Below are 21,123 nucleotides of genomic sequence, written 5' to 3'. Positions count from 1 at the left end.
AGCTTGGTTAGGACGCCGCATCCAGTGCGGCGAGCCGCTCGGCTTCCGCGATATCCTCGACCGTATTGGCATTGAAGAACGGATCGAGCGGTTCGGTCGGCCACGTCACGGTCGCGAGCGGATAACGCGCGGTCCAGCGGTCGATCTTGCGGAGATCCTCGACCACCAGCGCGTGACGCAGTTCGTCGCGCAAGCCAACGCGCCACAAGCCTATCACCGGATGCGACTGGCCGCCCGACGCCGCAACGGCGAGCTCGGCATTCGCCGCGATGCGTTCGTCATGCAAGCGTGCAACAAGATCGCGCGGCAGAAAGGGGCAGTCGCCGGCGGCGCTGAGCACCCACTTCGCCTCAGGCCGGTTCGCCGCGGTCCAGTCGAGTGCGGCAAGGATGCCGGCGAGCGGACCGGGAAAGCCGGGCACGTCGTCGGCAACGACCTGCAAACCGAACGCGGCGAAGCGGGCGGGATCGCCGTTGGCATTGAGGATCAGCCCGCTGCATTGGGGTGATAGGCGCGCGATCACGCGTTCCAGAATGGTGCGGCCGCCAATGGTGCGCATCGGCTTATCGCCGCCGCCCATGCGCCGCGCGAGGCCACCGGCGAGCAGCACGCCTTGCGTGGTCGGAAAGCTAATCGTCACCACCTTCACCCTTGCGCTTGTGCTTGGCCGCTTCCTCCTCGACGTAAGCGAGGTTCTGGTCGTAGACGATGCGCTCTTCCCCCGACAACGCGATGAAGCGTTTGCCGCGCGCGCGGCCGACCAGCGTCAAGCCCACCTGCCGGGCGAGATCGACGCCCCAGGCGGTGAAGCCGGAGCGCGACACCAGGATCGGAATTCCCATGCGGACCGTCTTGATCACCATCTCAGAGGTGAGCCGTCCCGTGGTATAGAGGATCTTGTCGGATGCATCGACGCCGTGGCGGTACATCCAGCCCGCGATCTTGTCGACGGCGTTGTGACGGCCGACATCCTCCGTGTAGCAGAGCGGCTCCCCCTCCCTGCACAGCACGCAGCCGTGGATCGCACCGGCCTCCAGATAGAGCGAGGGCATGGTATTGATGGTCTGCGTCATCTGGTACAGCCAGGAGGTCCGCAGCTCCGCCTTCGGCAGCGCCACGCTCTCGACCGCCTCCAGCAGATCGCCGAAGGCGGTGCCCTGCGCGCAGCCCGATGTCTGCGTGCGCTTCTTCAGCTTGGCTTCGAAATTGGTGTGATGCTCGGTGCGCACCACCACGACCTGGAGGTCGTCGTCGTATTCGACCTCGGTGACCGCGTCATTATACTTCAGCATGTTCTGGTTGAGCAAATAGCCCAGCGCCAGATATTCCGGATAGTCGCCGATCGTCATCATGGTGACGATCTCCTGCGAATTCAGGTAGAGCGTCAGTGGCCGCTCCACCGGCACCTTGATCTCGATTCTGGCGCCGGACTGGTCGGTCCCGGTCACGCTCTCGGTGAGGCGCGGGTCGTCGGTATCAGGGACGATCAGGGGCACTGGGGCTTTGTCGATCTTCATCATGGCCGCGACGTTAGCATGACATTCGGGTCAAGCCGATATAAGCATGCTAGCGAGCGAACGAAATGCCGCCCATTCGTCATTGCGAGCGAAGCGAAGCAATCCGGGCTGCCGCTGTGGATCCATTCGTAGATGCTTCGCGGCGCTCGCAATGACGGAAGAGAGAGTGGTTCCATCAGGGACCTGGTCGCTCGCGGAGACGGAGCTGGAATGAAAGTCATCGGCCTTGCGGGCTGGAGCGGTGCGGGCAAGACCACGCTGTTGACGCGGCTGATCCCGCATTTCAATGCGCTCGGGTTGCGCGTCTCGGTCATCAAGCATGCGCATCACCAGTTCGACGTCGACGTTCCCGGCAAGGACTCCTGGCGCCATCGCGAAGCCGGCGCGGCCGAGGTGCTGGTTGCTTCGTCAAATCGCTGGGCGCTGATGCACGAATTGCGCGGGGCGGCGGAGCCGCGTCTGCCGGAACTGTTGAGCAAATTGTCAGCCGTTGACCTCGTCGTGGTCGAGGGTTTCAAGCGCGAGCCGCATCGCAAGATCGAGGTGCATCGCGCGGCCAACGACAAGCCGTTGCTGTTTCCCGATGATCCCGGAATTTACGGGATCGCGGCCGATGTCGCCATTGAAACGCGACTGCCGACCGTCCATCTCGACGATATCGCCGCTGCCGCGGAATTGCTGCTGCGCGCGGCGATGCCGGTCGAGGAAGCGGTCGCGAAAAGCGCTGCGATGCGCTGACGAGGCACCATGGCGCAATTGTCGGACGATTGTTTTGCCTTCGGCGGACCGATGATGTCGGTCGACGAGGCGGTTGGCCTGATCACGACCCGCGTCAACGCGATTGTCGATCTCGAAACCGTAAGGCTCATCGATGCTGATGGGCGGGTGCTGGCCCGCGATATCGCGGCGCCGCTGCCGTTGCCCCCCTTCACCAATTCCGCTGTTGACGGCTACGCCGTGCGCAACGCCGATCTTCCGGACAGCGCCGAGCGGGCACTCCCGCTCGACGGCCGCATCCAGGCTGGCGGTCTGGCACTAGCGCCGATCAAGGCCGGCCACACCGCGCGCATCTTCACCGGCGCGCCGATGCCGCCGGATGCCGAAACCGTCTTCATGCAGGAAGACGTCCGCGTCGATGACGCCGGCCGAATTGTGCTGCCGCCGGGGCTGAAGCCGGGCGCGAATGTCCGCCCTGCGGGAGAGGACATCCCCCAGGGCCACGTCGCGCTGCGCGCAGGCCAGCGCTTGCTGCCGCAACATGTCGCGCTCGCGGCGGCGTTCGGCCTGGTCGGGCTCGACGTCGTCAGGCGCATCCGTGTCGCGGTGTTCTCGACCGGTGACGAATTGACCTCGCCCGGCGAGCCGCGCGCGGCCTCGCAGCTGTTCGATTCCAACCGCTTCATGCTGATGGCGATGCTGCGCCGGCTCGGCTGCGAGGTCAGCGATCTCGGCATTTTGCGCGACGAACGTACCTCGCTTGCGAATGGCCTCAAGCAGGTCGCAGGCACGCACGATCTGATCCTCACCACCGGCGGCGTCTCGACCGGAGAGGAGGACCACGTCAAGGCCGCGGTCGAAAGCATCGGCTCGCTGGTGTTGTGGCGGATGGCGATCAAGCCGGGACGGCCCGTGGCGATGGGCATCATTGAGGGCACGCCGCTGATCGGATTGCCGGGCAATCCCGTCGCGAGTTTCGTCACCTTTGTGCATGTGGTGCGGCCGACGGTGCTGGCCCTTGCGGGCAGCCTGCCGGCGCCGCTGTTGCCGATCCCGGTGCGTGCGGCATTCACCTACAAGAAGAAGGCGGGCCGACGCGAATATGTTCGCGCCTCCTTGCGGCGCACGCAGGACGGCGCACTCGAGGCAATCAAGTTTCCACGCGAGGGGGCTGGGCTGTTGTCCTCTCTGGTCGACACCGACGGCCTCATCGAGCTCGATGAGGAGGTCACGCGTGTCGAGCCGGGGCAGAGCGTGGGTTTCCTGTCCTATGCCGATTTGCTCTGAGTCTGAACGTGATGCTGGTGCTGGCTCGGCGTTGACGCCATCGGTCGCTCCCGCCATGTTGCGCCGATGACCAGAACGACGCTCGATCTCACCGGACTGAAATGCCCGCTGCCCGCCCTGAAGACGCGCAAAGCGCTGAAGCCGTTGCATCCGGGGGATCAGCTCGAAGTGTACTGCACCGATCCGCTGTCGGTGATTGACATTCCGAACCTGATCCGGGAGACCGGCGACACGGTGGAGATCACCGAGCGCAACGACGCGCGCATCGTGTTCTTGATTGAGAAGGCCGATCGATCGATAGAAAATATCAATGGTGCGCCGCCCACTTAGCTCGCGGTCACTCGGTTGATACCTACCTTTTGTCTATCGACATCGATCATCACTTCTGCCCCAATTGACGTCCTCCGCCGAGACGCGGAGGTCGAGTCTTGCCTGTGATATGCGGAGCGAATGGGCCATCGAAAGAAGCCCGGCCGTGGCCTCGGGCATAGTCCCCACGGTTAGGGGTTTAACGTCTCGGATGCGCGTGACGATCCTGGCGCGCGCGTCGATCATTGTGCGGAGCAGCAGGGACAAAGGCTGCGCCGCAGGCTGAGGAAACAGGACCGTCGTGGCAGGCCGTTCAGAAGGGCGGCTTTAGGGGAGGAATGCATGTCTACCATCGAGAGCGCTGGAACACTTTCGGGTGCCGGCGCAGGTTTTCTGGATCGCGAGCGGACCATCGCGACCGCCGGGTTCAATCGCTGGCTGGTGCCGCCGGCTGCGCTGTGCATCCATCTCTGTATCGGCATGGCCTACGGCTTCTCGGTCTTCTGGTTGCCGCTGTCGCGTGCGATCGGAGTCACCGCGCCGAAGGCGTGCGCAGACATGTCACTGTTTCAGGAGTTGTTCACGACCAGCTGCGACTGGAAGGTCGCCAGCATGGGGTGGATGTACACGCTCTTTTTCGTGCTGCTCGGTATCGCGGCTGCGGTCTGGGGCGGCTGGCTGGAGCGCGTAGGCCCGCGCAAGGCCGGCTTCGTCTCGGCCTTGTGCTGGTGCGGCGGCCTCTTCCTCGGTGCGATCGGGGTTTACACCCATCAGCTCTGGCTGTTGTGGCTGGGTTCGGGCGTGATCGGCGGCATCGGTCTCGGTCTTGGCTATATCTCGCCGGTCTCGACGCTCGTGAAGTGGTTCCCGGACCGTCGCGGCATGGCGACCGGCATGGCCATCATGGGTTTCGGCGGCGGCGCCATGATCGGCGCGCCGCTGGCTAACCTCTTGATGAACTACTTCAAGACCCCGACCTCGGTCGGCGTCTGGGAGACCTTCGTCACGATGGGCGTCATCTACTTCGTGTTCATGATGATCGGCGCGTTCCGCTATCGCTTGCCGCCGCCCGGCTGGCAGCCCGAGGGCTGGACCGCGCCGTCGAAGGCCAACGCGATGATCTCGAAGGCCAACGTCCATCTCAACGATGCGCACAAGACGCCGCAATTCTGGCTGATCTGGTGGGTGCTGTGCCTGAACGTGTCGGCCGGCATCGGTGTGATCGGCATGGCATCGCCGATGCTGCAGGAGATCTTCGCCGGCAAGCTGATCGGCCTGCCGGAGGTGGGCTTCAACGCGCTCGATGCGGGGCAGAAGGCGCAGATCGCCGCGATCGCCGCGGGCTTCGCCGGATTGCTGTCGCTGTTCAACATCGGCGGCCGCTTCTTCTGGGCATCGCTGTCGGACAAGATCGGGCGCAAGAACACCTACTATACGTTCTTCATCCTGGGCATCGTGCTCTACGCGCTGGCGCCGACCTTTGCGGCGATGGGTTCGAAGCTCCTGTTCGTGCTTGGCTTCGGCATCATCCTGTCGATGTATGGCGGCGGCTTCGCCACCGTGCCGGCTTACCTCGCCGACATGTTCGGAACCCAGTTCGTCGGCGCCATCCATGGCCGGCTGCTGACGGCGTGGTCCACCGCAGGCATCATCGGTCCCGTCGTCGTCAACTACATCCGCGAGTTCCAGCTCGCGGCAGGCGTGCCGCGCGATCAGCTCTACAACACGACTATGTACATCCTCTGTGCGATGCTGATTGCGGGCTTGATCTGCAACTATCTGATCAAGCCGGTCGATTCGAAGTGGCACATGAAGGACGCCGATGTCGCCAAGTTGCAGGCTGCAAGCGCCAGCGCCGCCGCCGCGGGGCCGCACGGCTCCTACGGCATCGGATTTGGCGGGCTTGACGCCAAGGCGGCGCTGTTCTGGGCGTTCGTCGGCGTCCCCCTGCTTTGGGGTGTTTGGAAGACATTGGAGAGCGCGGTCAAGATCTTCTGACCGTCGTCGAGACAGAAGCGGGATGCTCATCAGGCGTCCCGCTTCGTTGGCCTTTCGGACATCACCAGAAATGGGACTTAGGGGGATTGAAATGATTCGCACCCGAATTTGCCTTCGAATTTGCCTCGCGGCCGTGTTGCTCGTCGCTGGCCTTCATGCCGCATCCGCGCAGACGGCGACGCCGTCGGCGGCGCCTGCTGCAGCGACGCAAGCCAAACCTGGCAAGATGAAGCTCACCATGCAGAAGCTGAAAGACATGAAGGCGAAATGGGCAACCAACAAGCCGAAGCTGAAAGCCTGCCGCGCCGACGTGAAGTCCAAGGGCCTCGCCGGCGACGATCGCTGGTTCTACATTGAAGAGTGCATGAGCAAGACTTGAGATCGGGTTCCATCCGACGCTTGCGCAAAAGGGCACGGCGGGCGACCGCCTGCCTCGCTGGTGAAGGCGACTGACCTTGACCACCCTAAATCATTCTAGAGACGCTCTAAATTCTCTTGCATCTGGCATACCAGAGATTAGAGTTGCGTCGAATTTGGCTTGATCGGCGGGACGCAGGAACCGGTGGTTCCGTTTGATCGAGTCGGAAAATGAAGACTGATCGCCTTGGCGGTCCGGTCCAAACTCATCACGCATTTGAAGAGAACGCGACGTCTCCATGAGCAGCAACGACGACGTTCACAAGGTTCGCGAGTTCGAACATCCCGGCCAGGGACGGAAGCGCGCCAAATCCACACCCAAGGGACGGCAGGTCGATCCCACCGCCTCTCATGAGATCGCGCAGTTGCTCGGCGACCGACCGCGGCGTCGCGACCTGTTGATCGAATATCTGCACCTGATCCAGGATCAGTACCGCCAGATCTCGGCCGCGCATCTCGCCGCGCTCGCCGACGAGATGAAGCTCGCCTTCGCCGAAGTGTTCGAGACCGCGACCTTCTATGCGCATTTCGACGTGGTAAAGGAAGGCGAGCCCGATATCGCGCCGCTGACGATCCGCGTCTGCGATTCGCTGACCTGCGCGATGCTCGGCGGAGAGAAGCTGCTCGCGGATTTGCAAGACGCGTCAGGTCCCGGCATCCGCGTGGTGCGTGCGCCCTGCGTCGGCCGCTGCGACACGGCGCCTGCCGCGGAAGTCGGACACAACTTCGTTGATCACGCCACGGTCGCCAATGTCATGGCGGCGGCGAAGGCTGGCGATACCCACGCGCATCTGCCCAACTATATCGGCTATGAAGCCTATGTCGCCGGCGGCGGCTACAAGCTGCTCAATCGCCTGTGCTCGGGCGAACTACCGACAGACGACCTGCTGAAGGCGCTCGACGACGCCTCGTTGCGCGGTCTCGGCGGCGCCGGCTTCCCGACGGGACGTAAATGGCGCGCGGTGCTTGGTGAACCCGGCCCGCGCCTGATGGCGATCAACGGCGACGAGGGCGAGCCCGGCACGTTCAAGGATCGCGTCTATCTCGAGAGCGATCCGCACCGTTTCCTCGAGGGCATGCTGATCGGTGCGCATGTGGTGCAGGCCTCGGATATCTACATCTACCTGCGCGACGAATATCCGGCCTCGCGCGAAATCCTCGAACGTGAGATCGCGAAGCTGCCGCCGGGCGGTCCGACGCTGCACATGCGCCGCGGCGCTGGCGCCTATATCTGCGGCGAGGAATCCTCGCTGCTGGAAAGCATCGAGGGCAAGCGCGGCTTACCCAGGCACAAGCCGCCTTATCCATTCCAGGTCGGTCTGTTCGGCCTGCCGACCTTGATCAACAATATTGAGACCTTGTGGTGGGTGCGCGACATCATCGAGAAGGGCGCCGACTGGTGGAAGGGCCACGGCCGGCATGAGCGGCACGGCCTGCGCAGCTTCTCGGTTTCGGGCCGCGTCAAGAATCCCGGCATGAAGCTCGCGCCTGCTGGCATCACCGTGCGCGAGTTGATCGACGAATATTGCGGCGGCATGGCCGATGGCCATCAGTTCTACGCGTACCTCCCGGGTGGTGCGTCCGGCGGCATCCTGCCGGCGGCGATGGACGACATCCCGCTCGATTTCGGCACGCTTGAAAAATACGGCTGCTTCATCGGCTCTGCCGCGATCGTGATCCTGTCGCAAAAGGACAGCGTGCGCGCGGCCGCATTGAACCTGATGAAGTTCTTCGAGGACGAGAGCTGCGGCCAGTGCACGCCGTGTCGCGTCGGAACCCAGAAGGCCGCGCTGCTGATGCAGCAACCGGTCTGGAACCGCGCTCTCCTGGACGAATTGAGCCAGGCGATGCGCGATGCCTCGATCTGCGGGCTCGGACAGGCGGCATCGAATCCGCTTGCCACCGTGATTAAATATTTCCCTGACGAGTTCAAGGAAGCGGCCGAATGACGAAGATTACGTTCGAGCTCGACGGCAAGCAGGTCGAGGCCAATGCAGGCGAGACGATCTGGCAAGTCGCAAAACGCCAGGGTCGCGAGATTCCGCATCTGTGCTACTCGCCCGCGCCGGATTATCGCCCCGACGGCAATTGCCGCGCCTGCATGGTCGAGATCGAGGGCGAGCGCGTGCTCGCGGCGTCCTGCAAGCGCACGCCATCGGTCGGCATGAAGGTGAAGACCGAGAGCGCGCGCGCGGTTTCCGCGCAAAAAATGGTCATGGAGCTGCTGGTCGCCGACCAGCCGGCGCGCGAGACCTCGCACGATCCGGACTCCAAATTCTGGCACTGGGCCGAAACCACTGGGGTCACCGAGAGTCGCTTCCCCGCCGCCGAGCGTTGGGCGACCGACGCCAGCCATCCGGCCATGCGCGTCAATCTTGACGCCTGTATCCAGTGCGGCCTGTGCGTGCGCGCCTGCCGCGAGGTCCAGGTCAACGACGTCATCGGCATGGCCTATCGTAGTCACGGCTCGAAAATCGTGTTCGATTTCGACGATCCCATGGGCGAGTCCACTTGCGTCGCCTGCGGCGAATGTGTGCAGGCCTGTCCGACCGGGGCCCTGATGCCGGCCGTAATGCTGGACGAGAAGCAGACCCGTGTCGTCTATGCCGACAAGAAGGTGGACTCGCTCTGCCCGTTCTGCGGCGTCGGCTGCCAGGTGACTTATGAGGTCAAGGACGAGAAGGTGATCTATGCCGAGGGCCGTGACGGCCCCGCCAATCACAACCGCCTTTGCGTCAAGGGCCGCTTCGGCTTCGACTACATCCATCATCCGCATCGCCTGACCAAGCCGCTGGTGCGGCTGCCCAACGCGAAGAAGGATTCCGACGACCAGGTCGATCCGGCCAATCCGTTCACGCATTTCCGCGAAGCGAGCTGGGAAGAAGCGCTCGACATCGCGGCCAAAGGCTTGGTCAAGATCCGCGACGAGAAGGGCGTGAAGGCGCTGGCCGGCTTCGGTTCGGCGAAGGGCTCCAACGAGGAGGCCTATCTGTTCCAGAAGCTGGTGCGCACCGGCTTCGGCTCCAACAACGTCGACCATTGCACCCGTCTGTGCCACGCCTCGTCGGTCGCGGCGCTGTTCGAAGGTCTGAGCTCGGGCGCCGTGTCGGCGCCGTTCTCGGCTGCGATGGACGCCGAGGTCATCATCGTGATCGGCGCCAATCCGACCGTGAATCATCCAGTCGCCGCGACCTTCATCAAGAACGCGGTCAAGCAGTACGGCGCAAAGCTGTTCGTCATGGACCCGCGCCGGCAGACGCTGTCGCGCCATGCGACCAAGCATCTGCAGTTCAAGCCGGGCTCCGACGTCGCCATGCTGAACGCGATGATCCACACGATCATCACCGAAGGGCTGACCGACGATCAGTACATCGCCGGCTACACCGATGGGTTCGAGGAGCTCAAGGAGAAGATCAAGGAGTTCACACCGGAGAAGATGGAGCCGATCTGCGGTGTCCCGGCGCAGACCCTGCGCGAGGTCGCGCGAACCTATGCGCGGGCAAAATCGTCGATCATCTTCTGGGGCATGGGCATCAGCCAGCATGTCCACGGCACCGACAATGCGCGCTGCCTGATTGCGCTGGCGTTGATCACCGGCCAGGTCGGGCGTCCCGGCACCGGCCTGCATCCGCTGCGCGGCCAGAACAACGTGCAGGGCGCTTCCGATGCCGGTCTGATCCCGATGTTCCTGCCGGATTATCAGCCGGTCGGCCGCGACGACATGCGCGGCGCCTTCGAGAAGCTGTGGGGCCAGGATCTCGATCCCGTGCGCGGTCTGACCGTGGTCGAGATCATGAACGCGATCCATGCCGGCGAGATCAAGGGCATGTATATCGAGGGCGAAAACCCAGCGATGTCCGACCCCGATCTCCAGCATGCGCGCCAGGCGCTTGCCATGCTCGACCATCTCGTGGTGCAGGATCTCTTCGTCACGGAGACCGCGTTCCACGCCGACGTCATCCTGCCGGCCTCGGCGTTTGCCGAAAAGGAAGGCTCCTTCACCAACACCGATCGCCGCGTGCAGCTCGCACGCCAGGTGATCAAGCCGCCGGGCGATGCGCGGCAGGATCTCTGGATCATCCAGGAGATCGGCAAGCGCATGGGGTTGCCGTGGAATTATGCCGGTCCCGGCGAGCTCTTCACCGAGATGGCGGAGTTGATGCCGTCGCTGAAGAACATCACCTGGGAACGGCTGGTCCGGGAGGGCGCGGTCACCTATCCCGTCGACGGTCCCGACGTGCCCGGCAACGAGATTATCTTCACCACGGGCTTCCCGACCGCGAGCGGCCGCGGCAAGATCGTTCCGGCTCACGTCATCCCGCCGGACGAGATCCCCGACACCGAATATCCGATGGTGCTCTCAACCGGCCGCGTGCTCGAGCATTGGCACACCGGCTCGATGACCCGCCGCGCGCAGGTGCTCGACCAGATCGAGCCCGAGGCGGTCGCGTTCATGTCGCCGAAGGACATGCACAGGAAGAAGCTCGCGCCGGGCGATTTCATCCGGCTCGAGACCCGCCGCGGCGCGGTCGAGGTCAAGGTCCGCTCCGACCGCGACGTGCCCGAGAACATGGTGTTCATGCCGTTCTGCTACGCTGAGGCGGCGGCCAATCTCCTGACCAACCCGGCGCTCGATCCGTTCGGCAAGATCCCGGAGTTCAAGTTCTGCGCGGCCAGGGCGGAGCGGGCCGAGATGCGCGACGCGGCGGAGTAGGCTGCGCGCTCGCCGGTTATTTGGTGACACAATGCCTGCGGTGTCGTCCCGGCGAAGGCCGGGACCCATACCGCGAGGTGTCTCGTTAGCGGATGGTGGGCGTACCGAACGACGAGTCTTCTCCAAACTCCTCCCTGTGGTTATGGGTCCCGGCCTTCGCCGGGACGACGCTGAGGCTGTGGTGCATGTGTCCACCCGTGTCGCCGTCCCTTCGCTCCTCGCAGCGGCGGTGCTAGACATCGTCCATGTCCAAAGCCACCCCAGCCACACGCGCGCTCACGGCCGCCGGTGTTGCCTTCACTGTCCACACCTACGACTACGATCCCGACGCCGAGAGCATCGGCCTTCAGGCTGCATCCGCACTCGGCGAGGATCCCGCGCGCGTCTTGAAGACGCTGATGGCGCTGGTCGACGGCAAGCCGGTCTGCGTGATCGTCCCGTCCGATCAGGAAGTCTCGATGAAGAAGCTCGCCGCTGTTGTTAGCGGCAAGTCGGCGCAGATGATGAAGCCGCCTGAGGCCGAGCGCCTCACCGGCTACAAGGTTGGCGGCATCAGCCCATTCGGGCAGCGGAAGCTTGTGCGCACCGTGATCGAGCAGAGCGCGCTCGCACATGATTACGTGTACGTGAATGGCGGTCAGCGCGGACTGCAGGTGCGGCTCAGTCCGGGCGATGTGCGGGACGTGTTGAAGGCGATCGTCGCGGAACTGGTCGCCTGAGCGCGGCGCTCTGCTATTGTTTTTGCAACAGCTTCAGCCGACAGCGCAGCGCTTCGCGGATGTGTGTGCGCGCGAGCTGCTCCGCTTTGCCGCCGTCGCGAGCCGCGATGGCGTCGATGATGGCCTGGTGCTCGCCGTGGCTGGTCGACGGGCGACCGGATACGGTGAACGTGGTTGGACCGAGCAGGGCGATCCAGTCCTGCAATTCCCGCGAAGCGTTGTCGAGATAGCGGTTGCGCGCGGCGCGGCAGATCGCCTCGTGGAAGGCGCGGTTGAGCCGCGCCATCTCGGCGGGATCAGTCCCCGACGCTTCCACGAAGGTCTGCTCGATGTCCCTGAGCGCGTCGACCTCGGTCGCAGACGCGTGCTCGGCGGCAAGTCGGGCGGCGGCGCCCTCCATGATCTCGCGCATGGCGTAGAGCTCGAGCACCTCCGAGATGTCGAGGTTGCGTACGATCAGGCCGCGGCCGCCGGCAGGTTCGACGAACCCACGTGCGGCAAGCCGCCCGAGCGCTTCCCGCACCGGGGTGCGGCTGACCTTCAGCCGCTGGGCGACCTCTTCCTCGCGCAGGCGGTCGCCGGCGCGGTAGCTGCCGGCCTGCAGCGCCTCGCAGAGCGAGCGGAACACTGCTTCGCCGAGCGCCACGCCGCCGCCGCGCGCGATCGAGCCGCCTGCTTTTGTCGGGCGTCTTGCCATGCATCCTCGTGCTCGCCACGCGCATCCTTCCCATGCAGGATAACGCTTGCCGGACATTCGTATATCTTTGTATACAAAGGTGCGCAATGACCAGCCGGATTGGCCGGGGCCGGCGGGCAGAATGTCTCCAACTTCGTCGCATCGGACAGACGGCATGAGCAGCAAATACGATGTGCTGGTGATCGGCGGCGGCAACGCGGCGCTGTGTGCGGCGATCAGCGCGCGACGCGGTGGGGCATCGGTGCTGGTGCTCGAAGGCGCGCCAAAGTTCTATCGCGGCGGCAACACGCGCCACACCCGCAACATGCGTTGCGCACATGACGAGGCGACCGAAATCCTCACCGGCCCCTACACTGAGGAAGAGTTTTGGGAGGATCTCCTGCGCGTCACCGGGGGCCAGACCGACGAGGTGCTCGCCCGGCACATGATCCGCGAGTCCAAGGACATCTTGAACTGGATCGTCGAGCAGGGCGTGCGCTGGCAGCCCTCGCTCGGCGGCACGCTGAGCCTCGGCCGCACCAACTCATTCTTCCTCGGCGGCGGCCGCGCGATGTTGAACGCACTTTATCTCACCGCCGAGAAGCTCGGCGTCGAAATCGAATACGACGCCGAGGTCATCGACCTCATGATCGAGGACGGCATGTTTCTCGCCGCCCACCTCAGGCGGCCGATTAAAGGCGACACCGAGATCCGCGCGACGTCGCTGGTCGCCGCCGCCGGCGGATTCGAGGCCAACATCGAATGGCTGAAGCAATATTGGGGTGAGGCCGCCGACAATTTCCTGATCCGCGGTACCCCCTATAACCGCGGCTCGATCCTGAAGATGCTGCTCGACAAGGGCGTGCAGGAGGTCGGCGATCCCACCCAGTGCCATGCGGTCGCGATCGACGCGCGCGCGCCGAAATTCGACGGCGGCATCATCACGCGGCACGATTCTGTCGTGTTTGGCATCGTCGTCAACAAGCACGCGCAGCGCTTCTATGATGAAGGTGAGGACATCTGGCCGAAGCGTTACGCGATCTGGGGCCGGCTGGTGGCCGCGCAGCCCGAACAGATCGCCTACATCATCTTCGACTCCACCGTGGTCACGAGCTTCATGCCGACGCTATTCCCGCCGATCGCAGGGCAGACGGTGGCTGAGCTTGCCGGCAAGCTCGAGCTCGATCCGGCCGCGCTGGAAAAGACGATCACCGAATTCAACGCCGCGGTGCAGCCCGGCACCTTCGACCACACCATTCTGGACGATTGCCGCACGGAAGGCATCACGCCGCCGAAGACGCATTGGGCACGGCGGATCGAGACACCGCCCTACCTTGCCTATCCGGTGCGGCCCGGCATCACCTTCACCTATCTCGGCACGCGCGTGACCAGGGAAGCGCGCATGCTGATGGCTGACGGCAAGCCGTCGGCCAACATGTTCGCGGCCGGCGAGGTCATGGCCGGCAACGTGCTCGGCAAGGGCTATGCCGCCGGCATGGGCATGACCATCGGCAGCGTGTTCGGGCGGATCGCAGGACGGGAAGCGGCACGCCACGCGAAGAATTAGGCGGAAGAACAGACACGAGGGAGGAACCATGTCACGCATTGCCATTGCTTCGATCTCGGCGCTGCTGACCGTCGGCTACGCCCACGCGGCCGAGCCGATCACGCTGCGAGACATGGGCTCGTTCCATGTCGGTGGCCGTCTTGTCGAAATCTCGGGCCAGCCGGTGAGGGAGGTCGTGTTCGCGCCCGGCGGAGTGCCGGCCAAGGTTGATCCCAACGGCACGTATCAGGTCGAGCAGATGTATGTTCAGTATTTCCTGCCGGCAAACGAGAAGGGTGCCTATCCTTTGCTGATGTGGCATGGCGGCGGACTGACCGGCGTCACCTACGAGACCACGCCTGACGGACGCGAAGGCTGGCTGAATTATTTTCTACGCAAGGGGTGGGGGGTCTATAACTCCGACGCAGTAGAGCGCGGACGCGCGGGCTGGGGGCAATATCCCGATATCTTCAAAGGCGAGCCGGTCTTCCTGACCACGGCCAACCCGTTCGAGCGTTTCCGCATCGGCGATGGGCCGAACTCGTACGATCCCGATCCCGCCAAGCGAAAATTGATGCCGGGCAACCAATTCCCCGTCGAGGGTTACGAGAATTTCGTCAAGCAGAACGTACCGCGCTGGACCACGACCGACGATGCGACCATCGCCGCCTATATCGCTGAGATCGATCGCGTCGGCCCCTCGGTGCTTCTGTTCCACAGCCAGGCCGGCACCTTCGGCTTCAAGGTCGCGCAAGCCCGCCCTGACAAGGTCAAGGCGCTGATTGCGATCGAGCCGGCCGGCATCGGCGATCCCGCCAAAGCGGATGTGCTGAAGAACATCCCGACCCTCATCATCTACGGCGACTATATCGAGCGCGATTCGCGCTGGCCCAAGATCCGCGCCAACGGCATCGCCTTTGCGGACGCCATCAAGGCGGCCGGCGGCAGCGTCGACATCATCGATCTCCCGCAGACAGGCATCAAGGGCAATTCGCATATGGTGATGATGGACAAGAACAATCTCGAGGTCGCGGCCCTGATCCAGAAATGGCTCGAGGGCAAAGGCCTGACGAAGTAAAGCCATGCACGGAAGCAGAATTTTGGATGAAGGCGACCGCCTGATGACGATCTGCAATTCCTGCCGTTACTGCGAAGGCCTTTGCGCGGTTTTTCCCGCCATGGAGATGCGCCGCGCCTTCTCCGACGGCGACCTCAATTATCTCGCCAATCTCTGCCATGGCTGCGGCGCCTGCTACGTCGACTGCCAGTTCTCGCCGCCGCACGAATTCAACGTCAACGTCCCGCAGACGCTGGCGATCGCGCGCGCGGAATCCTATGCGACCTATGCCTGGCCGCAGGCGCTGTCCGGTGCCTTCGCCCGCAATGGTCTCGTCATCAGCATCGTCGCCGCGCTCAGCATGGCCGCCTTCATACTCGGCTTCGCTGCCCTAAACGACCGCAGCGTGCTGTTTGGCGTGCACACTGGCCCCGGCGCGTTCTACAAGTTGATGCCGCACAACGCGATGGCAGCGTTGTTCAGCGCCGCCTTCCTTTATGCGATTTTCGCGCTGGTGATGAGCGTGCGTGCCTTCTGGCGGGATATCGGCCCGCCGATCGGCGGCCGTGCGGACGGCGGCTCGATCTTTCAGGCGATGCGCGACGCTGGTGAGCTGCGCTACCTCCATGGTGGCGGCGTCGGCTGCTACAATGAGGATGACAAGCCGACCGACCGGCGCAAGCTTTTCCATCACCTGACCTTCTACGGCTTCCTGCTCTGCTTCGCCGCGACCTCGGTCGCAACGCTGTATCACTATCTGCTCGGCCGCGAGGCGCCGTATCCGTGGTGGGATCTGCCGGTGGTTCTCGGCACGCTCGGCGGCATCGGCCTGATCATCGGGCCGATCGGCCTGTTCGTCGCCAAGATGCGGCGTGATCCGGCGCTGCTCGACGAGCAGCGCTACGGCATGGATGTCGGCTTCATCGCCATGCTGTTCCTGACCGGGTTCACCGGCATGCTGCTTCTGATTCTGCGGGAGACTGCCGCCATGGGACCGCTGCTGGCACTCCATTTAGGTGCAGTGTTCGCGCTGTTCATCACCATGCCCTACGGCAAGTTCGTGCACGGCATCTATCGCTTCGCGGCGCTGGTGCGTTATGCGCAGGAGCGACGCGGAGAAGCCGGTTCTTGAGATTCAGGCGGCGCGGAAGCGGCCGATCGGGGCACCGCGCCTCGCCTGATTGAGGCGCCTCGTGCATCTCTGTTATGCCACCTCGCGCTCTGGTCCAGACGCCTGCTCGCGGGCCATCGTCGTTGCCGTGACGTAGTCGGTCTTGCCGGTCCCGAGCAGTGGCACCTTGTCGACCACCATGATCGCAGCGGGAACGGTCAGCTCGGACGCGCCGATCGCCTTGGCGTGGCCTTGCATGGCGCTGCGCTCGGCGTTCTTCTCCGTCGTCAGCAACACGATGCGCTCGCCCTTTCGCTGGTCCGGGATCGACACGGCGACTGAACCGGCCTGCGGCCACAGCGTTGTCGCGATGTTCTCGACCGCCGACAGCGAGACCATTTCGCCGGCGATCTTGGCAAAGCGCTTGGCGCGACCCTTGATGGTGATGAAGCCGGCCGGGTCGATCGCCACGATGTCGCCGGTGTCGTGCCAGCCGTCGGCGAGCGGCTCGAGCACGCCGGGATTTTCGGCCCGCAAGTATCCGAGCATTACGTTGGGTCCGCGCACCGACAGGCGTCCGCCTTCCTCGATGCCGGGGACCGGGTCGAGGCGGCTTTCCATCAGCGGCGACAGGCGGCCGACCGTGCCTGGACGATTGGCCATCGGCGTGTTCATCGCCAGCACCGGTGCCGTCTCGGTGACGCCATAGCCTTCGAGGATGCGGATGCCGTAACGCTCCATGAAGACCTGCCGGGTGCGATCCTTGACCGCCTCCGCGCCGGCGATCACCAGGCGCAAGGTGCGGAAGTCGTAGGCATGGGCCGAGCGTGCATAGCCCGTGAGGAATGTGTCGGTGCCGAACAGGATCGTGGCTCCGGTCTGGTAGATCAGCTCGGGCACGATCCGGTAGTGCAGCGGCGAGGGGTACATGTAGATCGGAATGCCCGCGAGCAGCGGCATCATCATTCCACCGGTCAGCCCGAAGGAGTGGAACACCGGCAGCACGTTGAACACCTTATCATTGGCGTTGGCATCGACCCGCGCCAGCGCCTGTGCGGCGTTCGCAAGGATATTGCGGTGGGACAGCACAACGCCCTTGGGCGTGCCTTCCGAGCCCGACGTGAACAGCACGACCGCCGGATCGCTCGCCTGGCGGGCGACGCGGGGCGCGGTGCCGGCGAGCAGGCCCTTGATCTTGTCGGCCGTGCCGATCGAAGCACGGACGTCCTCGAGGTAGACCACGCGAACTTCCGCGGAGATCGCCGCCATCAGCTTGTCGAGCTTGCCCTTCTCGATGAAAGCTTTCGACGTCAGCACGGTTTTGACCTGCGCGGCTTTCATGGCGGCAAGCACGTTGACCGGGCCCGCCGAGAAGTTGAGCATTGCCGGCACCCGGCCGATGTTTTGCAGCGCCATGAAGACGACGGCGACGCCAGCGGAATTCGGCAGCAGCACACCGACATTCTCACCGATAGCGGTGCCGTTCTCCAGCTTCCGGCTCAAGACCTGCGCGCCCAGGATCAGCTTGCGATAGGTCAGCTTGGTACCGAGCGCGTCCTCGACGATGACCTTGCCGGTGTCGCGGTCGCGATAGGCGTGTCCGAGCGCCTCGAACAGGGTGTGATCGAGCATGGCGTTCTTCACCATGGCGTCGATCATCACGTCCTGAAGTGCTGCGCCCGCGGCGTTACGGCGCGCCTTGCCCTTGAGCGACGGATCGACCGGAAGCTTGACTGGCGGCAGGATGGTGACGGTCACCCGCGGAAACCACGAGCGCTTGATCTGGCTGCCGTTGAGATAGCTGAGATGCGAGCGCTGGGCGCCTTCGATGCGGACCGGGACGACGACTGCGTCGGCCTTGTCCGCGATCATCGCGGTGCCGTCATAGACCTTCATCAGCGAGCCGGAAACAGTGATGCGTCCTTCCGGGAAAATCACCACCGGCTCTCCGGCGGCGACGAGCTTGATGAGGTCGCGCGCCGCCAGCGGCTTGGTGGGGTCCATGGTGTAGTGCTTGACCACCCGCAGGAACGGCTTGGCCCACCAGGCCTTGGCGATGCCGGTATCAACCGCGAAGCTCGCGTCGATCGGGAGCACGGCGTGCAGGAGCGGGCCGTCGATCAGGCTGACATGATTGGGCGCGATCAGCATGCGCGTGCCAGCAGGCGGCAGGTTCTCCAGCCCGCGGACCTCGGTGCGGAACAGCGCGCGGAACAGCAGCCCGCCAAAGTCGCGCACGCCTTCCTTGCCCCACTTGGTCAGCACGAACCAGACTGCGCCGAAGCTGATGACGCCGAGGCCAAAGAAGATCCAGCCGATGTGCAATCCGCCGGCCTGCAACAGCGCGACGAACAGCGAGCCGGCCACCATGAAGGCGGCCTGCAGCACGTTGCCGGCGGCGATAATGCGGGCGCGCTCGGAGGGGGCGGACCAGGCCTGGACGGCGGCGAAGGACGGAACGACGAACAGCCCGCCGCCGAATGCGAAGGCGACGAAGTCGAGCAGCATGCGCAGGCCCGCGAACGAAGTTGCGAAGTCGGCAGCAGTGATGTCCTGGCCCTTGGCGGTCACGCCGATCGCCCAAGCGAGGTCGATGCCGGCAAACCCCATCATGACGGCGCCGATCGGCACCAGCGCGAGGTTTGGGCGAACGTGGCTCAGATTCGCGGCGAACAGCGAGCCGATGGCGATGCCGATTGCGAAGATCGCGAGACACAACGTCACCACGCCCTCGGTGCCGCCGATGACCTCCTTGACCAGCGCCGGCAGCAGCGAGAGCACGATGGCGCCCACCAGCCAGAACCAGGAGACGATCACGGTGCCGTCCCACAGCCGGTGGTCGGCGTGCAGCGTCTTCAACAGGCCGAGCGTCGAGGTCCAGGGATTGGCGTTGACCGGCAGATCGGGTGCAGACGGCGTCGTCGCGGGAATGCGGGAGGCGAAGGTCCAGGACAGCAGGGCCAGCACGACCACGGCCGATGCGACCCAGCCCATATGCGCGGAGCCGGCCACGAACTGGCCACCGGCAACGGTGCCGAGCAGGATGGCCATGAAGGTCGCGCCTTCGACCAGCGCGTTGCCGGTCGCGAGCTCGCCGAGCTCGAGCTGGTCCGGCAGCATCGCGTATTTCACGGGTCCGAACAGCGCGGCGATGACGCCGAACAGTGCGAGCGCTGCGAACAGCAGCGGCACCGAGTGCAGGAAGAAGCCGGCCGCGGCAAAGCCCGCGGCAAAGATCTCGGCGAATTTGAGCCGCCTTGCGACGACGGATTTGACGTATTTGTCGGCGAGCTGGCCGCCGAGCCCGGACAGGATGAAATAGGGGAAGATGAACACCGCGCCCGCGACCGTCACCAGCGCATCACCGTGGCCGGTCGCGGCACTGTAAAGCAGGATGATGACGAGTGCGTTCTTGAGCACGTTGTCGTTCAGCGCCGAGAAGAATTGCGCCCAGAACAGCGGCGCGAAGCGGCGTGACGACATCAAATCCCTGATCATGACTAGTCCTGTTTTGGAAACGCTGTCTGAGGTTGTTTCATTGTCGGATGGGCGTCGGGACCCGAGGAGATGCGACGGGCATTTGCGGGTTGACGAACGATCGCCCCGGCCTGCTCTGCGCCTTTACCTTCCGATCCTGTTGGTCTCCGCGTGGCGACGTTTGGTTCGCAAATGGCTGGTCGCGGCTCTATCACGCCCCGGCAAGGAGGCGTGCGCGCCTCAGGTAAGGTGGGCAAGGCGGCGAAAGGGCGAGAGGCGGCCGAGCAGGCTAATGCGGCGGCCCTCATGACGGGCGCGGTCGCGGTTGGCCCGCCACATCCGGAAGGTCGCCCGCCGCTCGGTCAGGACGCCGGCGATGTCGCAGGCATTTGCAATGCGATCGATCGGCCCCGTCGCGAACCGCAGGAGGGCGCGGCCAGATCCGGTCACGAGAGCTGTGGCGTCATCGACGAAGGTGGAGGCGATATCAACAGCGAGGGTTTGCATTTTGCAGATCTCCAGGTTAATTTGAACATTGTTCAAATGAGTACCTTGAAAATGAACAATGTTCAAGACGAATCGTTGCGAGACCGAAAAAAATCTCGTCGGCGGCAGCAGATCGTGGAGATCGCTCGCAGCATTATCGCGACTAAGGGGCTGAAATCGTTGAAAGTCCGGGATGTTGCGGACGCCGCAGGCTGCTCGGTTGGGAGCGTCTACAACGAGTTCGGCGACTTCGACGGGGTGATCCTGACCGTGAATCGGGAGACCGTTAAGGAGCTGACGGTGCGGCTGGGCCAGGTTCCCGCCGAGGATCCCGTTCGCCAGCTCTACGGGCTGGCCGCGACCTACCACGAATTTTTTGCGGAGCACGCCAATCTGCTGCGCTCGCTGTTCGAACATCGGATGGAGGACGACCGCCCTTACCCCGATGACATCCTTCAGATGGTGATGGACGCCTTCGCGCTGATGCATCCACCCCTGGTGCGGCTGCTTCCGAATGCAGACGACGTGCAGATCGCGCTGCTGTCACGCACCCTGTTTTCCGCCGTGCACGGGATCATCTCGCTCGGCCTCGAAGAACGCATGGTAGCCGTGCCGCCGCAGATGCTGCGCCAGCAAGTCGATCAGTTTCTGGATGCGCATCTCGCAGGGCTCGGGATTGTGCCAGTACGATAAAGTGTGGAGCGCTGCTACGCGCTGGCGGCCTTGCGGTGCCGCGAGGTGACGACGACGACGTCCGTCGTCCCGTTGTCGACCTGAACACGGTTGCGTCCGTTCTTCCTTGGCGCGATAGCAGGCGGCATCCGCGCGCCGCATCGCGTCCTCGAGCATGGTGTTGCCGTCGGTGATGCAGGCAACGCCGATGCTGGCGGTCACTGCAAAGCAACGATCGTCCCACGCGAAGACGGATAGCTCGAGCGACCGGCGCAGCCGTTCGGCGATATCCACGGCGTCGTACGGCGTGCTTTGTGGAAGGATTAGGCCGAATTCGTCACCGCCAAGCCGGGCCACCAGGTCATGCGGCCGTCGTTCCTGTTGCAGGAGACGCGAGATCTGGCAGAGCAGGCGGTCGCC

17 protein-coding genes and 1 pseudogene are annotated in these 21,123 nt (G+C 64.2%); 12 read left to right on the top strand and 6 right to left on the bottom strand.

Annotated features, from left to right (window positions below; all coding sequences use genetic code 11):
* Nucleotides 1-7 precede the first annotated feature (7 nt).
* The gene (gene mobA / locus IVB13_RS16200; protein ID WP_085384396.1) at nt 8-643 is read right to left on the bottom strand and encodes a molybdenum cofactor guanylyltransferase MobA; all 636 of its coding nucleotides are present in this window, start codon (nt 641-643) and stop codon (nt 8-10) included.
* Nucleotides 630-1,520, bottom strand: coding sequence for a formate dehydrogenase accessory sulfurtransferase FdhD (gene fdhD / locus IVB13_RS16195; protein ID WP_085359762.1), 891 nt, complete (start codon nt 1,518-1,520; stop codon nt 630-632). The genes mobA and fdhD overlap by 14 nt, the downstream gene beginning before the upstream one ends.
* Before the next feature lie 207 nt (nt 1,521-1,727).
* On the opposite strand from fdhD, the gene mobB reads away from it, so the two are divergent.
* The 8 genes from mobB to ybaK all read left to right on the top strand — a co-directional run bounded on the left by mobB (nt 1,728) and on the right by ybaK (nt 11,678).
* The gene (gene mobB / locus IVB13_RS16190; RefSeq protein WP_085350470.1) at nt 1,728-2,255 is read left to right on the top strand and encodes a molybdopterin-guanine dinucleotide biosynthesis protein B; all 528 of its coding nucleotides are present in this window, start codon (nt 1,728-1,730) and stop codon (nt 2,253-2,255) included.
* 9 nt (nt 2,256-2,264) lie between these two features.
* A complete protein-coding gene (glp, locus tag IVB13_RS16185) occupies nt 2,265-3,521 on the top strand; it encodes a gephyrin-like molybdotransferase Glp (protein ID WP_204513743.1) in 1,257 nt (418 codons plus the stop codon).
* A 66-nt stretch (nt 3,522-3,587) separates the two neighbouring features.
* The gene (locus IVB13_RS16180; RefSeq protein ID WP_018456154.1) at nt 3,588-3,851 is read left to right on the top strand and encodes a sulfurtransferase TusA family protein; all 264 of its coding nucleotides are present in this window, start codon (nt 3,588-3,590) and stop codon (nt 3,849-3,851) included.
* A gap of 321 nt (nt 3,852-4,172) precedes the next feature.
* On the top strand, nt 4,173-5,828 hold the full coding sequence (locus IVB13_RS16175; protein WP_018456153.1) for an OFA family MFS transporter: 1,656 nt from the start codon (nt 4,173-4,175) through the stop codon (nt 5,826-5,828).
* A gap of 91 nt (nt 5,829-5,919) precedes the next feature.
* A complete protein-coding gene (locus IVB13_RS16170; protein ID WP_247489621.1) occupies nt 5,920-6,207 on the top strand; it encodes a hypothetical protein in 288 nt (95 codons plus the stop codon).
* A gap of 277 nt (nt 6,208-6,484) precedes the next feature.
* Entirely contained in the window at nt 6,485-8,194 is a 1,710-nt protein-coding gene (locus tag IVB13_RS16165; protein ID WP_018456151.1) for an NADH-ubiquinone oxidoreductase-F iron-sulfur binding region domain-containing protein, read from the top strand.
* The gene (fdhF, locus tag IVB13_RS16160; protein ID WP_247489619.1) at nt 8,191-10,959 is read left to right on the top strand and encodes a formate dehydrogenase subunit alpha; all 2,769 of its coding nucleotides are present in this window, start codon (nt 8,191-8,193) and stop codon (nt 10,957-10,959) included. Before IVB13_RS16165 ends, fdhF begins: the two co-directional genes overlap by 4 nt.
* Before the next feature lie 245 nt (nt 10,960-11,204).
* A complete protein-coding gene (gene ybaK, locus IVB13_RS16155; RefSeq protein ID WP_247397726.1) occupies nt 11,205-11,678 on the top strand; it encodes a Cys-tRNA(Pro) deacylase in 474 nt (157 codons plus the stop codon).
* Between the two features lie 13 nt (nt 11,679-11,691).
* Here ybaK and IVB13_RS16150 read toward each other — a convergent pair whose 3' ends face one another.
* Nucleotides 11,692-12,375, bottom strand: coding sequence for a GntR family transcriptional regulator (locus IVB13_RS16150; RefSeq protein ID WP_085350046.1), 684 nt, complete (start codon nt 12,373-12,375; stop codon nt 11,692-11,694).
* 154 nt (nt 12,376-12,529) lie between these two features.
* Between IVB13_RS16150 and tcuA the strand changes: the two genes are divergently transcribed.
* Genes tcuA through tcuB form a run of 3 tightly spaced genes read left to right on the top strand, consistent with a single transcriptional unit; the run spans nt 12,530 to nt 16,089 of the window.
* Nucleotides 12,530-13,921 carry an FAD-dependent tricarballylate dehydrogenase TcuA gene (gene tcuA, locus IVB13_RS16145; protein WP_085350045.1) on the top strand — a complete coding sequence of 464 codons (1,392 nt, stop codon included), beginning with the start codon at nt 12,530-12,532 and terminating at the stop codon, nt 13,919-13,921.
* 28 nt (nt 13,922-13,949) lie between these two features.
* A complete protein-coding gene (locus IVB13_RS16140) occupies nt 13,950-14,978 on the top strand; it encodes an esterase (RefSeq protein WP_247489617.1) in 1,029 nt (342 codons plus the stop codon).
* A gap of 4 nt (nt 14,979-14,982) precedes the next feature.
* Nucleotides 14,983-16,089, top strand: coding sequence for a tricarballylate utilization 4Fe-4S protein TcuB (gene tcuB, locus IVB13_RS16135; RefSeq protein WP_247489615.1), 1,107 nt, complete (start codon nt 14,983-14,985; stop codon nt 16,087-16,089).
* Nucleotides 16,090-16,161: 72 nt separating this feature from the next.
* Here the strand turns inward: tcuB and IVB13_RS16130 are convergent, their stop codons facing one another.
* Complete coding sequence (locus IVB13_RS16130; protein ID WP_018456144.1) at nt 16,162-19,566, bottom strand: acyl-[ACP]--phospholipid O-acyltransferase; 3,405 nt, start codon at nt 19,564-19,566, stop codon at nt 16,162-16,164.
* Between the two features lie 219 nt (nt 19,567-19,785).
* Nucleotides 19,786-20,052 (bottom strand): hypothetical protein, encoded by a 267-nt coding sequence (locus tag IVB13_RS40440; RefSeq protein WP_018456143.1) that lies wholly within the window; start codon nt 20,050-20,052, stop codon nt 19,786-19,788.
* Nucleotides 20,053-20,103: 51 nt separating this feature from the next.
* Between IVB13_RS40440 and IVB13_RS16125 the strand changes: the two genes are divergently transcribed.
* Nucleotides 20,104-20,724 carry a TetR/AcrR family transcriptional regulator gene (locus tag IVB13_RS16125; RefSeq protein WP_247489700.1) on the top strand — a complete coding sequence of 207 codons (621 nt, stop codon included), beginning with the start codon at nt 20,104-20,106 and terminating at the stop codon, nt 20,722-20,724.
* Nucleotides 20,725-20,738: 14 nt separating this feature from the next.
* Here the strand turns inward: IVB13_RS16125 and IVB13_RS40435 are convergent.
* Nucleotides 20,739-21,123, bottom strand: a pseudogene (locus IVB13_RS40435) (GGDEF domain-containing protein); the annotation flags it as partial.

Origin of the sequence: Bradyrhizobium sp. 17 (assembly GCF_023073515.1) — a bacterium.
Classification (GTDB): Bacteria; Pseudomonadota; Alphaproteobacteria; order Rhizobiales; family Xanthobacteraceae; genus Bradyrhizobium; species Bradyrhizobium canariense_D.
The sequence above is the reverse complement of the archived record's forward strand: the minus strand, read 5'-3'. Positions and strand labels throughout refer to the sequence as shown.

Bases quoted from the DNA above. Each gene is read 5' to 3' on its own strand.
- IVB13_RS16150 (WP_085350046.1), bottom strand. From the start codon at position 12,375: ATGGCAAGACGCCCGACAAAAGCAGGCGGCTCGATCGCGCGCGGCGGC.
- ybaK (WP_247397726.1), top strand. From the start codon at position 11,205: ATGTCCAAAGCCACCCCAGCCACACGCGCGCTCACGGCCGCCGGTGTT.
- IVB13_RS16165 (WP_018456151.1), top strand. From the start codon at position 6,485: ATGAGCAGCAACGACGACGTTCACAAGGTTCGCGAGTTCGAACATCCC.
- IVB13_RS40440 (WP_018456143.1), bottom strand. From the start codon at position 20,052: ATGCAAACCCTCGCTGTTGATATCGCCTCCACCTTCGTCGATGACGCC.
- fdhD (WP_085359762.1), bottom strand. From the start codon at position 1,520: ATGATGAAGATCGACAAAGCCCCAGTGCCCCTGATCGTCCCTGATACC.
- IVB13_RS16175 (WP_018456153.1), top strand. From the start codon at position 4,173: ATGTCTACCATCGAGAGCGCTGGAACACTTTCGGGTGCCGGCGCAGGT.
- IVB13_RS16180 (WP_018456154.1), top strand. From the start codon at position 3,588: ATGACCAGAACGACGCTCGATCTCACCGGACTGAAATGCCCGCTGCCC.
- IVB13_RS16125 (WP_247489700.1), top strand. From the start codon at position 20,104: ATGAACAATGTTCAAGACGAATCGTTGCGAGACCGAAAAAAATCTCGT.
- IVB13_RS16140 (WP_247489617.1), top strand. From the start codon at position 13,950: ATGTCACGCATTGCCATTGCTTCGATCTCGGCGCTGCTGACCGTCGGC.
- IVB13_RS16170 (WP_247489621.1), top strand. From the start codon at position 5,920: ATGATTCGCACCCGAATTTGCCTTCGAATTTGCCTCGCGGCCGTGTTG.
- fdhF (WP_247489619.1), top strand. From the start codon at position 8,191: ATGACGAAGATTACGTTCGAGCTCGACGGCAAGCAGGTCGAGGCCAAT.
- tcuA (WP_085350045.1), top strand. From the start codon at position 12,530: ATGAGCAGCAAATACGATGTGCTGGTGATCGGCGGCGGCAACGCGGCG.
- mobB (WP_085350470.1), top strand. From the start codon at position 1,728: ATGAAAGTCATCGGCCTTGCGGGCTGGAGCGGTGCGGGCAAGACCACG.
- tcuB (WP_247489615.1), top strand. From the start codon at position 14,983: ATGCACGGAAGCAGAATTTTGGATGAAGGCGACCGCCTGATGACGATC.
- glp (WP_204513743.1), top strand. From the start codon at position 2,265: ATGGCGCAATTGTCGGACGATTGTTTTGCCTTCGGCGGACCGATGATG.
- IVB13_RS16130 (WP_018456144.1), bottom strand. From the start codon at position 19,566: ATGATCAGGGATTTGATGTCGTCACGCCGCTTCGCGCCGCTGTTCTGG.